Origin of the sequence: Granulimonas faecalis, assembly GCF_022834715.1 — a bacterium.
Classification (GTDB): domain Bacteria; phylum Actinomycetota; class Coriobacteriia; order Coriobacteriales; family Atopobiaceae; genus Granulimonas; species Granulimonas faecalis.
The window spans coordinates 430,738-443,530 of record NZ_BQKC01000001.1 but is presented as its reverse complement, the minus strand read 5'-3'; the positions used below and the strand labels follow the sequence as shown (position 1 = coordinate 443,530).

The window sequence follows — 12,793 nt, the reverse complement described above, 5'->3', positions numbered from 1 at the left end:
GTGTCTCCTTGGGTAGCGGGCGGTGCGCCCGGTGTCTGTGTCAGCGGTGGCGCTTGTCCACCTTGGAAACCAGCTTGAGGCCGCCCTCCTGGAAGACCTGCGCGATGACGGCGAGCAGGGCCACCGTGGCGAGCATGACGTCTCCCTGGTAGCGGTAGTAGCCGTAGTTGATGGCGATGGCACCGAGCCCGCCGCCGCCCACGAAGCCCGCCATGGCCGAGTAGCCCAGGATCGTGGCCAGCGAGATGGCGGCGCCCACGAGCAGCGAGGGGCCGGCCTCGGGGATGAGGACCTTGACCACGACCTGCCAGGGCGAGGAGCCCATGGCGCGGGCCGCCTCGATGACCCCGCCGTCGACCTCCTTGAGCGACGACTCCACCATGCGCGCCACGTAGGGCGCGGCGGCCACCACGAGCGGCACGACGGTGGCCGTGGAGCCGATGGTGGTGCCCACCACAAGGCGCGTGAAGGGCAGGATGGCCACGAGCAGGATCAGGAAGGGGATGGAGCGCAGCACGTTGACGACGATGCCCACCACCAGGTTGACGGCGCGGTTGCGCGCGATGCCGCCCTCACCGGTGATGTAGAGCACCACGCCGAGCGGGACGCCGATGACATAGGCGATGGCCGTCGAGACGACGGTCATGTACAGGGTCTCCCACGTGCCGGTGACGAGGAGGTCGATCATCTCCTGGCTCACTGGCGCTCACCCCCTTTCGCGGACGGGGTTCCGGTGCCGTCGCCGCCGGGCATTCGCGGGTCTCCCGCCTCCTCGTAGTGGATGCCGCGGCCGTCCAGGTAGGCGCGGACGCGGTCGGCGGCGTCGGGGTCCTCGGGCAGCTGGATGAGCATCTGGCCGAAGGCGCGACCGCCGATGTCCTGCGTGTTGGCGCCCATGATGGACACGCGCACGCCGCAGGTGAGGGAGAGGTCGCTGATCACGGGGTCGCCGGACTCCTCGCCGGTGAAGGCGATGCGCACCATGCCGGGGGGCAGCTCGCCGCCGAGGGCGTCCTCGAGGTGGCCCTCGGCCGGGGACACGAGGCGGCGGGCCGTCTCGCTCTTGGGGTGCAGGAAGACGTCCTGGACGGCGCCCACCTCGCAGACGCGGCCCTGGGCCATGACGGCCACGCGGTCGCAGATGAGCTCGACCACCTTCATCTCGTGGGTGATCACCACCACGGTGACGCCCAGGCGGGCGTTGAGCTCCTTGAGGAGGTCGAGGACCGAGCGGGTGGCCTCGGGGTCGAGGGCGCTCGTGGCCTCGTCACAAAGGATGATGTCGGGGTCGCTGGCCAGGGCGCGGGCGATGGCCACGCGCTGCTGTTGGCCGCCGGAGAGCTGCGCCGGGTACGAGCGGGCCTTCTCGGAGAGGCCCACGAGCTCGAGGAGCTCGGCCACCCGGGCGTCGGCCTCGGAGCGGGACACCCCGGCGATGTCGAGGGGGTAGCGCACGTTGGCGGCCACGGTGCGCTGCTGCAGCAGGTTGAACTGCTGGAAGATCATGCCGATCTTCTTGCGCGCCTCGCGCAGCTGCCGGGGCGGCAGGGCCACGAGGTCGCGGCCGTTGACGATGACGGAGCCCTCCGTGGGGCGCTCCAGCAGGTTGATGCAGCGCACGAGGGTGGACTTGCCGGCGCCGGAGAAGCCGATGATGCCGAAGACCTCGCCGTCCTCGACGGTGAGGTCGACGCCGCTCACGGCGTGGAGCTCACCCGAGGGGGTGGAGAAGGTCTTGGACAGGTTGCGCAGCTCGATCATGGGTCCCCCGGTTCACGGCCGCCCTCCCACACGTGGCGGCGTTGGCACAGCATCGCAGAACGGGCCGTCAATTCCCAGCGCGTGCGTGGGATTTACCGGACCGGAAACAATGCCTTCTTGGGAGCCTAGCAGTGCCCGGGCACCCGCGCCAACGGCACCGGGGCGAGGGGGCCGCGGGGCGGCGGCGCCGGAAGGGGGCCGAGCGGCGCCATGGCAACCCCCCGGATGGTGCCGCCATGGTTCACAGGGCCGCCATATAACCGCAGGTGCGGCGCGGTATAATCGGGCGATTGTCCGTTGATGACCCACACCGACCTGCGGAGACGCCCGTGAAGTCAAAGAAGAAGGCCAGATCGACCGCCGAGGACGCGGCACACCTCTCCCGAGAGGACGCCGCCGGCCTTTACGCCGAGAGGCGCAGGAGGCGCAGCCGCTCCAAAGGCCTCAAGGTCCTCGCGCTCGTCGTCGTGTGCGTCGTGGCGCTGGGCGCCGTGGGCGCGTGGGCGTACCTCTCCAACATCGAGGGGCGCCTCAACAGCGGCGTCGACCAGAAGCTCCGCGGCACCCTCACCACCACCGAGGCGGGGGACCCGTTCTACATGCTGCTCCTGGGCGTGGACAAGTCCGAGGAGCGCGCCGGGAGCGCCGAGTACGGCCAGGACTCCTCCAACTACCGCACCGACTCCATCATGCTGGCCCGCATCGACCCCAAGGACAAGCAGGTCACCCTCGTGTCGCTGCACCGCGACACCCTGGTGGACCTCGGCGAGCACGGCAAGCAGAAGATCAACGCCGCCTACTCCCTCGGCGGGCCGTCCTACACCGTGCAGGTGGTGAGCCGGTTCGCAGACGTGCCCATCTCCCACTACGCCGAGATCGACTTCGACCACTTCGAGGGCATCGTGGACGCCCTCGGCGGCATCGAGGTGGACGTCCCCATCGACATCGACGACCCTTACGCCGGCGAGCCCATCAAGAAGGGCCTCCAGACCCTCAACGGCGCCCAGGCCCTCACGCTCTGCCGCAGCCGTCACGCCTACGACGCCTACGGCGACGGCGACCTCTACCGCGCCGCCAACCAGCGCATGGTCATCGCAGCCATCGTGAAGAAGGTGCTGGCCTCCGACCCCGCCACCATGACGGCCACCATCTCGTCCATGGCCGACGCCGTGTCCACCGACCTCTCCCTCGCAGACATCCTGTCCCTCGCCAACCAGATGAAGGGCATCGACATGGACAAGGACGTCTACACCGGCATGGAGCCCACCACCTCGAGCTACGTCAACAACACCTGGTACGAGATCTGCGACACCGAGGCCTGGAAGACCATGATGACCCGCGTGAACCAGGGCCTCTCCCCCTACGCGAGCGCCGACGAGGACCCCACCGGCACCGACGCCGGCGGCACCGTCAACGTGAAGAACGACGGCGGCACCGACACCACCCTCCCCGACTCCACGACCTTTGACACCAACACGGGCGCCGACAAGGACGGCACGGACTACTCCGGCACCGTGGAGGTGCTCAACGGCGCCGGCGAGGAGGGTCTGGCCGGCCGCGTGGCCAACAGCCTGGCCCGTTACGGCTACGACACCTCCGCCGGCACCGCCCGCAACCACTACGACGACACCGTGGTGGTCTACATGAACGACGCCGGCAAGGCCAAGGCCGAGACCGTGGCCAAGGTGCTCGGCGGCCAGGTGAACGTCATCGACGCCAGCGCCGGCTACACCTCGGACGCCGACGTACTCGTGGTGCTGGGCACGGACCTGCGCGACTACAGCTGACGCCGCCCCTTGCGAAGGCAGACCCGCCCCTGCGGGGGCACACCGAAGGGGGCCGTGCACCTGGCGATGCACGGCCCCCTTCCCATGTCTGTCCCACCAGTCGGGCACTTCTGTCCCAACGGTCGGGCACTTTTGTCCCACCGGTCGGACCCCCAGGGCGTCACCTCGAGGCATGACCGAGGCCCCTGCCCTACTGCAGGGTGCCCGCCATGTCCGCCCCCAGCATCACCACGACGTCGGCCGTGCCGTCGCCGTAGGCGCCCTGGGCCGCCGCCACGGAGCCGGAGAGACCCAGCAGGTCGGCGATGGCCTGGGCGCGGGCCTTGTTCTCCTCGCCCACAAAGAGGATCTCGGTGGTGGCGTGGTCGTAGCTGTCGGCGCTCTGGGCGTCGGCCGTGTAGCCGCTGTTGCGCAGCGTGGAGGCCACGTTGCCCGCGAGGCCCGTGACGCCGGCGCCGTTGAGCACGAGCACGGAGCCCCCGGACTGCTGCTGGGAGCCGTCGCCGGAGCCGGTGGAGCCGTCGCCGTTCTCGATGGCGTGGTCGCCGCCGGCCACGGAGCTCGTGAAGTCCTGGGACTGGTCGGAGTAGGGCGAGAGCCCCTGGTTCACCCGGTCCATCATGGTCTTCCAGGCCTCCTCGTCCACGGTCTCGTACCAGGTGCCGTCGATGTACTTGGACGTGGTGGGCTCGAGGCCGGAGTAGAGGTCCTTGGACAGGTCGAAGCCCCTGAACGACGTGGCCAGGCTCGCGATGTCGGCCAGGGAGAGGTCGGTGGTGACCGACCCGGCCAGCTCGTTGACGGTGCCGGTGAGGGTGAGCGGGTCGCTCGCCAGCACCTTCTTGAGGATGGCGCCGATGACCATGCGCTGGTTTGCCGTGCGGTAGTAGTCGCCGCCGCCGTAGGCGTCGTAGGCGTGGCGGGCGCGGCACAGGCCCAAGGCCTGGTCGCCGTTGATGGTCTGCTTGCCGGCCTTGAGGTGGAGGTTGGCGTAGTCGTCGTCGAGGTCGATCTTGATGTCGACGTCGATGCCGCCGATCTTGTCCACCACGCCCACGAAGTCGTCGAAGTTGATCTCGGCGTAGTGGGAGATGGGCACGCCGGCGAACCGGCTCACCACCTCCACCGCATAGGAGGCGCCGCCGATGGAGTAGGCGGCGTTGATCTTCTGCCGGCCGTGCTCGCCCATGTCAACAAGGGTGTCGCGCTCGATGGAGACGAGGGTCACGTGCTTGGTCGCCGGGTCGATGCGGGCCAGGATCATGGAGTCGGTACGGTAGGCCGACGGGTCGTCGCCGAACTCGGCGCTCTGGGCGCGTTCCTTGGACTTGTCGGTGCCCAGGAGCAGCATGTAGAAGGGGTCCTTGATGTTCGAGGTGCTCAGCACGCCCTGGAGGCCGCTGTCGAGGCCCTGGTTCAGGCGCCCCTGGATGCCCACGAGGTAGACCACGGCCACGGCGACCACCGCCACGACGACGGCGCCCGCGGCCATGAGGCCCCGCTTGACGTTGCGGCTCCGGTCCCTCTGGCGGCGCTTGCGGGAGTAGCGCTCCTGCGCGCGGTCGCGGGTAAGGGCGGATGGATTGCTCAGTTGTCGGTTGCCTTGGCGTCTGCGGCTCACGGCGGTCCTCTCGGGCGCCGGCGGGCGCCTCTGGTCGATTGGCTGCTGCGTTTCTGGGTGCGGTTCTCGGCCGAGCGGTGCCCGGGTCGGCACCATGGTAGTAAACGGCCCCGCCCCTCTTGCCCCTCGCACAAGATATGCGGGTTTCTGTAGGGGTTGTAAGGGAGGGCGCCGCGCGGCGCCGGGTCCCTCCCCCTCCCCTCGCGGCCTCGCTCCGCGCTATCATCGGTCCTACGCCCCAAGGAGAATCCGGAGGTATCCATGGCAGACACGCCCCGCCCGCTCGTAGCCGTCCTCGATTTTGGCGCCCAGTACGGCCAGCTCATCGCCCGTCGCGTGCGCGACCTCCACGTCTACAGCGAGGTCGTCCCGTGCGACATCTCCGCGGCAGAGCTCGGCGAGATGGCCCCCGACGCCATCATCCTGTCGGGCGGGCCGGCCTCGGTCTACGCCGACGACGCCCCCGACATGGACCCCGCCATCCTCGAGCTCGGCATCCCGGTGCTGGGCTTCTGCTACGGCCACCAGATCATGGCGGTGAAGCTCGGCGGCGAGGTGGGCCACTCCGACGTGGGCGAGTACGGCCCCGCCCAGCTCATGCGCCTGGGCAGCTCCCCCCTGCTGGACGGCACCCCCAACGAGGTCCAGACCGTGTGGATGAGCCACCGCGACTCGGTGAGCCGCGCGCCCGAGGGCTTCATGGTCACGGCCAGGACCGAGGCCTGCCCCGTGGCCGTCATGGAGGACCCCCGCCGGCGCCTGTTCTCCACCCAGTTCCACCCCGAGGTGCGCCACACCGAGCACGGCGAGCGCATCCTCAGGAACTTCCTCTTTGACATCTGCCACCTGGAGCCCTCCTGGACCATGGACAACATCGTGGAGGAGAAGGTGGCCCAGATCCGCGAGCAGGTGGGCGACGCCAAGGTGATCCTGGCCCTCTCCGGCGGCGTGGACTCCGCCGTGGCGGCCGCCCTGGTGCACCGCGCCGTGGGCGACCAGCTCACCTGCGTGTTCGTGGACCATGGCCTGCTGCGCGCCGGCGAGCCCGAGAGCGTGGACCACGTGTTCCGCGAGGTGTTCAACATCCCGCTGGTGCACGTCCACGCCGAGGAGCGCTACGCCAGACTCCTGGCCGGCGTCACCGAGCCCGAGGAGAAACGCCGCATCATCGGCACGGAGTTCTGGAAGGTCTTCTTCGAGGAGGCCCAGAAGCTGGGTGACGTGACGTACCTGGCCCAGGGCACCATCTACCCCGACATCATCGAGAGCGGTGCCCGCAAGACCGGCGGCAAGGCGAGCACCATCAAGAGCCACCACAACCTGATCCCATTCCCCGAGGGGGTGCACTTCGACCTCATCGAGCCTTTGGACCACTTCTTCAAGGACGAGGTGCGGGAGCTCGGCACCACCCTGGGCCTGCCCGACGAGGTGGTCTACCGCCAGCCGTTCCCGGGCCCGGGCCTGGCCATCCGCATCATCGGCGACGTGACCCCCGAGAAGCTCGAGATGCTCAAGGGGGCCGACAGGATCGTGCGCGAGGAACTGGACGCCTACAACGCCAGGCTCTTTGAGGAGACCGGCGAGCGCAACAGCGCCCACTCCTGCTGGCAGTACTTCGCGGTGCTCCCCGACATCAAGAGCGTGGGCGTCATGGGCGACGAGCGCACCTACCAGCGCCCGGTGATCGTGCGGGCCGTGGAGAGCTCCGACGCCATGACGGCCGACTGGGCCAAGCTGCCCTGGGAGGTGCTGGGAACCATCTCCAAGCGCATCGTGGACGAGGTGCCCGGCATCAACCGCGTGTGCTATGACGTCACGAGCAAGCCGCCCGCGACCATCGAGTGGGAGTGAAACACCGGTTTATAGGTGTTTTTTAAGAACGGCCCGGCGGATCATCGTCGGGCCGTTTCCTTTCCTTGACCATTACGCTGCGTCATAGCTCACTCTGATAGCAGTTGCTCAAGAAGCCGCGAGATCGGAGAAGGCATGGGCGTCCCCGTGGACAGAACGTACACCACCAAGGAACTGGCCGACCTGGCTGGTGTGAGTTCGCGCACGCTTCGCTACTACGATCAGATCGGGTTGCTTGTTCCAGCGCGCGCCGCGAACGGGTACCGGGTCTACAACGCTGCCGACATGCACAGGCTGCAGCATATCCTGCTCCTGCGGTCTTGCGGCGTCCCCCTGGAGTCGATCGAGGACGCGCTCGACAGGTCGGATTTCGACCTCGCATCCATGCTTCAAGAGCATCTGACCCTTCTTTGTCGACAGAGGAAAGAATTGGACGAGACCATCGCGGCGGCGAGGATCGCCGTGGCGGGATTGGAGGCTTTTGGAAAAATGGATGATAAAGAGCGATTCGAACGGATAAAGAAGCAGTCGGTCGCCGACTTCGAGAATGAGTACGGCCAAGAGGCCCGTTCGCTCTACGGTGATGCGGCCATCGACGAGGCGAACGAGCGCATGCTCGGGATGAGCAAGACGGCATGGGATGCCAAGGAGGAGCTGGAGCATCGCATCAAGGACAACCTGATCGTGGCGATGGCCACAGGCGATCCGGCCTCACCTGAGTCAAGGCTTGTTGCCGGCATGCACGCCCAATGGATCAAGGTGCACTGGGGAGAAGGCGCCTACACCCCTGAGGCGCATCGATCTCTGGCCCAGGGTTATCTGACAGACCCGCGCTTCGTGGAATACTACGACGGCGCCTGCGGCGATGGCGCTACCGAGTTCCTCTGCCGGATCATCGAGGCAAATATCGAGTAACGCCTTAAACGCCAGGCAGTTGTCGTGGGCGGCATGCGTGTGACAACATACATGCCGCCCTTACAGGAAACACCATCTCTGGGCTATCGGTGCGGCTTGCTCTGGGTGATAAGATTTCTCTTGGTTTCGGGGAGTGGGGGTAGGACATTCTGAATCTATGAGGGAGGCCGGGCGCGGCCTCCCTCTTTTCGTCTCACGAGAAGGGGCCAATGAACATCGAAGGAATCACCCTGCGCGAGGCCGTGGCCGACGACCTGGACGCCATCGCCCTCATCTACAACTCCCTCTGGTGCAACTGGATCCGCAAGGCGGGCGCCTGGGAGGACTGGGCCCTCTGCGGGAGGTTCAACGCCGCGATGCAGCTCCAGCGCTCCCCCATCACGCTGATGGCCGAGCGAAACGGCGCCGTCGTCGGCGCGCGCCTCGTGGGCGTGTTCGAAAACGGCGCCCCGGTGAGGAACCCTCGCTGGCAGCCGGTCTACGAGGAGCTCCTCGCAAAGGCCACCGAGCGGGCCGAGACCGCCGACGAGGACCTCGAGGGGTCGCTCTTCGGTGACTCGCGGGAGAAGGCCACGGCCGACCTCTCTCAAGACCAAGACCATCAACACAATCCATGTATGGGGAGGTAAAACACCTCCAATGACGAGGTCTACGAGGGCACCAGTCCCGTCCCCGCTCCGCTGATCCATCGCTAGGCAATCATTGGGTGAGAGCGGACGTTTGCTCGCTGGCGGGCTCTTGGCCCATGTTTGTATAGTTTGTCGAAAACAACCGATTTGCCGACATCGCCGCTCGCGATACTAGCGATCAGGCGATGCGATTCCACTGGTGATGACTGGAAGCCATGTGCAGCGTAGTCATCAAGTTCATGACCGAATGGAATTGTTTTGTCAGGTTCGGGTTACCCTTGATGCGAGACCCCTATCGTCGCACCGGGTGCACCCCCCCCCAACACGCAAGCATCAAGCTTGATGGCACCTTATCTAAAGCGCCCCTGCGGGCTACTGCATGAATCATGGCACGGCAACGTAAGGCAAGGCCCTCCTAATGGAGGCGAGCGACAGATACGCACCGGGCAGCAATGGGCTCCAGTAGGTCCCACGCAAACAGCACCAGCCAAATAACACGACACCTTAGTTTCGCCCGCTCAGATGTACTCAAATTACAATTCGAGTTGAAGGAGTTTACTTGGTGTTGTAAAGTAATTCGCAGCTACGAAAGGAGACCACATGGCAGCGACAGCGTTGGGAAAGTACCTTCGAAGGCTAAGGATTGACAATGACGAGCTTCTGAAAACCATGGCTGACAAGCTGGGAATTGCATCATCTACACTTTCCTCAATTGAAACGGGGCGGCGCAACCCCCCAAAGGAATTTGCAGGCCGTTTGGCAGCCACCTATAACCTTGATCCAGATGAACTTTCAGCGCTTCAAGACGCCCTGGATCGATCACGCGATGAGGTTTCTTTACGCATTAAAGAGCTTCCTGGCCAAGACCAGCAGCTCGCTGTGGCTTTTGCACGCAAATTCGCCTGTTTAAGCGAGGAGCAGAAAAAACGGCTCAGAGGAATCCTTGAGGAGGACTAAGCGTATGGATACCCATGACTACGGAGTTGAGGTGCCGCCGAAAAGTCGAATGGACCTCACGAAGGATGCGCATGCTGTTCACAGACTGGTCGGATACAAAGGCGACAAGCCCTTTCCAATAGTCGATTTTTTTGAGTTCGTTCTTCCCTTACTGTATGACGATTTCGATTCGGAAATAGTCTCCACCAGTGATTTAGGCGATAAATTCGGAGAAACATATCCCGACAGGCACCTTATTCGCCTCCGAGAGGAAGTGTATGACGGAGCAGTGGATGGCGACCCCTTCTCGCGCATGACAATTGCACACGAGGTTGGGCACCTTCTGGAGCACGAAGGAGTACCGCGGGCTCTCGCACGAAATGCAGCGAGCAAGAGCATCCCTGCATACAAAAGCTCTGAATGGCAGGCAAACGCCTTTGCAGGGGCGCTTCTGATGCCCGCCAGTAAAATACTCGATCTCACTCCAGATGAGGTTAGCGAGTCCTTTCAAGTCACAAAAACTGCAGCTCGGACTCAATGCGCCGCAATAGCGAAGGGAGAAAAGTGGTGCAGAGCGCTAAGGCTATAAGCAACACCACGAAAAGAAAGAGAGCGCCACCTCCGAAAAAGTGGCGCCCATTCGAAAGCGGCGTACACCGCTCCCTAGACAAGACGATTGTACGCACTTTCGAATCGGGCTGGGCTAACGCCCCAGTCTCTATACAAACGATTCGAAAGGAACCGCATTGTACGGCAATCTTGCCCCATACGACGTGTTCAACGCATCCCTTTTGACCGGCGCAGACTACGAAGGCCCTCTCGAGCTCCCCGTTATAATGCCTAGCCGGCTCATCCCCGAAAGCCTCACCCCCTTCACTCGTGCGCGAGCTCAAAAGACCGGTCTCGAAAACTCCTGTATCCACTTTTTTGAGCATGACGTGAAGTTCCGGTGCGTATGGAGGAACCCAATGCGCTACCTCCCCCTCTTCCGCCGCTGCCGGGCGGTGATTGGGCCTGACTTTAGTATGTACAGAAATATGCCGGCAGGAATGCAGCAATGGAGCTGCTTCAAATCAAGAACCATATCTTACTGGCTGCAGCATGAGGGCGTCGAGGTGATACCGAACGTACGAGTATCGGACGAGCGCAGCCTTGACTGGGTGTTTGACGGCCTCCCCCGCAATTCCGTAATCGCCATGTCAACTGTCGGCTGCTGCAAACACCGCGACGACAGAAGGTACATCAGACTTGCGGTCGAGAAAACAGTCGACGTGCTTCGTCCGTCCACCATCATTGTGTACGGCGCCGCTCCAGACGGGCTATTCATCGCAGCTCATAAAGCGGGAGTTCCGATTAAACACTTCGATAGCCAGTTTGCTCTCTCTCACAAGCGCGGGCAGGAGGTGCGCAATGGGGACCGGTAGAGGCGATGGACTCGATTTCGGACGAACCTGGGGCTCTCTCCCGGAAACGATTGCAGGTCAGCCGTTTGTAATCGGCAGAAGTCTTGGCGCAATGGCGCTGAACTATGACGTGAAGGACCCCAAGACAGGGAAGAGGTATCACTTCGCAGAAGGGTCCACCATTTCGGGAGTTGAAGTTTTCGCCGGTAAAGGAACGAGAAAGAAACTTCGTCGCCAAGTTGCAGAAGGGCTTGCCAGCCGATACGGTGGCAAGGCGAGAAATTGGCAACATGTAAAAGGTTTTGGCACGATTGTCAGAGACAATAGATTTATGACAGCAGAAGTCCACTGGTTTCAGGAGTCGAGTGTCGGAAAATGTGAGTTTAAGGTCAAGAGGTGGTTATGATGCAGGTTAAGTACCATGGAGAGTCTTCCCCCCTGGGGCTCCTTAATAATAAGATTTACGATGTTTTGTCCATAGAAAAGGGCTGGTATCGGATTATCGACGAAACTGAGGAGGACTACCTGTACCCGCCCGAATGTTTTGATGTCATAAAACCGAATGATGGATCAACACCGGTATACGACTAAGTTCTAGGACACATCTTCGATGTGTCAGCGGCCTGCAGCGAAATTATTGCTACAGGCCGCTTTAAATCTATCCGCATACCGACTAGAACCTGGACCACATTCTCGGAGCTCGCAGCCTCAGACTCTGTCATGTTTACACCATGTTCTAATACAACAAATCATTAGCTAACGAACCATAGCAGGCTAAACGAGGCCGCTCCAAAGGCCTCATGCATTAATACTGTCGAGGGCCACCCTCGCCAGAAGGCTTGATATATCTTCTTAGCCCATGGTGTTTTCTGGAGCTGCCGAGGTCATCGGCAGCTGGGAGACATACATCCCGGCCATAATCCCCTGTCTGAATGAGGCAGTCGGCCTCCGATTACGAGACTCCGGAGGCCGTTACCCTTGTGCGTGTCGTCCGGCTCTACTACGAATTTGAACACCTCCACTCGTTCCAAAACGGAAACGTCCCCCATCACAGCATGGGCTCATGCTCCTCGACGGACCCGTCGGCACCAAAGCGGAAGCAGGTGTACCTCCGGGCGACCGTGTCGTACTTGAGCACCGGGATCCGATGGCTCACGTGCACGGATCCATCAAGATAGTAATGGCTCTGGCCATCCCAGTAGACGTCGTGGAACCACGGGTCGTCCGCGATGGTGGCGGTGCCCACGTGCCCGGCGATCACGTCCTTCAAAAACGCGCCGGTGCTCCAGGGGAACTTCTCGCAAAAGTAGGCGTCCTCGGACCCGTACCTCCACAGGTCCTGCGCCTCCTCGTCCACCCCGGCATGGACGAATATCTGCGTGTCGGTCTCCCAGTAATACGGGAGCCCGCGCAGCCACGCGACCACGGGGTCGTCCGCAGACGCCACGGCCCTGTGGTCCTCGAGGTACGCGAGCTCGTGGTTGCCCATGAGCGCGATCACCTGGCCGGGATGCTCGCCCTGGATCCCCATGATGAGCCGGATCATGGCAGTGTCGGTGTCCGGCGGCGCCATGTAGTCGCCGCACAGGACCAGCCGGTTGGCGGGGTCGTCCAGGTCCACGACCGACAGGGCCCGGTCGAACGCCTCCATGTCGCCATGCATGTCGCTCATCGCATAGATGAAAGCCACGGCACCCTCCGATCTCTCGGCCCCATGACAAGGTACCCCAGGTCGACCTGTCACTCCGACCCTACCGCCGACCGGCCGGAGGAGACAATCAATGTCTGATATCCTCCCATACCATAGACAGCTGCATGCCAGGCGGCCAGCCGGCCCCGTTGGCGGGCCGTTTGCGACCGCCGAGAGACCCATGGGGGGTGACCGTCCTA

The 12,793-nt window shown here is 63.5% G+C and carries 12 protein-coding genes; 8 read left to right on the top strand and 4 right to left on the bottom strand.

Features of this window, described 5'->3' with window-relative positions; genetic code table 11:
- Positions 1–40: 40 nt before the first annotated feature.
- Both OR600_RS02015 and OR600_RS02010 read right to left on the bottom strand, forming a co-directional pair.
- Complete coding sequence (locus OR600_RS02015) at positions 41–700, bottom strand: methionine ABC transporter permease (protein WP_204406972.1); 660 nt, start codon at positions 698–700, stop codon at positions 41–43.
- Positions 697–1,761 (bottom strand): methionine ABC transporter ATP-binding protein, encoded by a 1,065-nt coding sequence (locus tag OR600_RS02010; protein ID WP_204406971.1) that lies wholly within the window; start codon positions 1,759–1,761, stop codon positions 697–699. The genes OR600_RS02015 and OR600_RS02010 overlap by 4 nt, the downstream gene beginning before the upstream one ends.
- 329 nt (positions 1,762–2,090) lie before the next feature.
- Between OR600_RS02010 and OR600_RS02005 the strand changes: the two genes are divergently transcribed.
- On the top strand, positions 2,091–3,548 hold the full coding sequence (locus OR600_RS02005) for an LCP family protein (RefSeq protein ID WP_204406803.1): 1,458 nt from the start codon (positions 2,091–2,093) through the stop codon (positions 3,546–3,548).
- Positions 3,549–3,738: 190 nt separating this feature from the next.
- Here the strand turns inward: OR600_RS02005 and OR600_RS02000 are convergent, their stop codons facing one another.
- Entirely contained in the window at positions 3,739–5,169 is a 1,431-nt protein-coding gene (locus OR600_RS02000) for an LCP family protein (RefSeq protein WP_204406802.1), read from the bottom strand.
- A gap of 261 nt (positions 5,170–5,430) precedes the next feature.
- Here OR600_RS02000 and guaA point away from each other — a divergent pair, with 261 nt between their 5' ends.
- The 7 genes from guaA (at position 5,431) to OR600_RS01965 (ending at position 11,309) form a co-directional block, all read left to right on the top strand.
- Positions 5,431–7,020 (top strand): glutamine-hydrolyzing GMP synthase, encoded by a 1,590-nt coding sequence (guaA, locus tag OR600_RS01995; protein WP_135978101.1) that lies wholly within the window; start codon positions 5,431–5,433, stop codon positions 7,018–7,020.
- A gap of 135 nt (positions 7,021–7,155) precedes the next feature.
- The gene (locus tag OR600_RS01990) at positions 7,156–7,935 is read left to right on the top strand and encodes a MerR family transcriptional regulator (RefSeq protein WP_265590561.1); all 780 of its coding nucleotides are present in this window, start codon (positions 7,156–7,158) and stop codon (positions 7,933–7,935) included.
- A 209-nt stretch (positions 7,936–8,144) separates the two neighbouring features.
- Complete coding sequence (locus OR600_RS01985) at positions 8,145–8,564, top strand: hypothetical protein (protein WP_265590560.1); 420 nt, start codon at positions 8,145–8,147, stop codon at positions 8,562–8,564.
- A gap of 600 nt (positions 8,565–9,164) precedes the next feature.
- Positions 9,165–9,521 (top strand): helix-turn-helix domain-containing protein, encoded by a 357-nt coding sequence (locus tag OR600_RS01980; protein WP_135978109.1) that lies wholly within the window; start codon positions 9,165–9,167, stop codon positions 9,519–9,521.
- Between the two features lie 4 nt (positions 9,522–9,525).
- Positions 9,526–10,089: an ImmA/IrrE family metallo-endopeptidase gene (locus tag OR600_RS01975; RefSeq protein WP_135978110.1), complete on the top strand. Its 564-nt coding sequence runs from the start codon at positions 9,526–9,528 to the stop codon at positions 10,087–10,089.
- A 157-nt stretch (positions 10,090–10,246) separates the two neighbouring features.
- The gene (locus OR600_RS01970; RefSeq protein ID WP_135978111.1) at positions 10,247–10,924 is read left to right on the top strand and encodes a DUF4417 domain-containing protein; all 678 of its coding nucleotides are present in this window, start codon (positions 10,247–10,249) and stop codon (positions 10,922–10,924) included.
- Positions 10,911–11,309, top strand: coding sequence for a hypothetical protein (locus OR600_RS01965; protein ID WP_135978112.1), 399 nt, complete (start codon positions 10,911–10,913; stop codon positions 11,307–11,309). The genes OR600_RS01970 and OR600_RS01965 overlap by 14 nt, the downstream gene beginning before the upstream one ends.
- A gap of 642 nt (positions 11,310–11,951) precedes the next feature.
- Here OR600_RS01965 and OR600_RS01960 read toward each other — a convergent pair.
- Positions 11,952–12,593, bottom strand: coding sequence for a metallophosphoesterase (locus OR600_RS01960; protein ID WP_265590559.1), 642 nt, complete (start codon positions 12,591–12,593; stop codon positions 11,952–11,954).
- Positions 12,594–12,793 lie beyond the last annotated feature (200 nt).

Bases quoted from the DNA above. Each gene is read 5' to 3' on its own strand.
- OR600_RS02010 (WP_204406971.1), bottom strand. From the start codon at position 1,761: ATGATCGAGCTGCGCAACCTGTCCAAGACCTTCTCCACCCCCTCGGGT.
- guaA (WP_135978101.1), top strand. From the start codon at position 5,431: ATGGCAGACACGCCCCGCCCGCTCGTAGCCGTCCTCGATTTTGGCGCC.
- OR600_RS01990 (WP_265590561.1), top strand. From the start codon at position 7,156: ATGGGCGTCCCCGTGGACAGAACGTACACCACCAAGGAACTGGCCGAC.
- OR600_RS01985 (WP_265590560.1), top strand. From the start codon at position 8,145: ATGAACATCGAAGGAATCACCCTGCGCGAGGCCGTGGCCGACGACCTG.
- OR600_RS01980 (WP_135978109.1), top strand. From the start codon at position 9,165: ATGGCAGCGACAGCGTTGGGAAAGTACCTTCGAAGGCTAAGGATTGAC.
- OR600_RS01975 (WP_135978110.1), top strand. From the start codon at position 9,526: ATGGATACCCATGACTACGGAGTTGAGGTGCCGCCGAAAAGTCGAATG.
- OR600_RS01965 (WP_135978112.1), top strand. From the start codon at position 10,911: ATGGGGACCGGTAGAGGCGATGGACTCGATTTCGGACGAACCTGGGGC.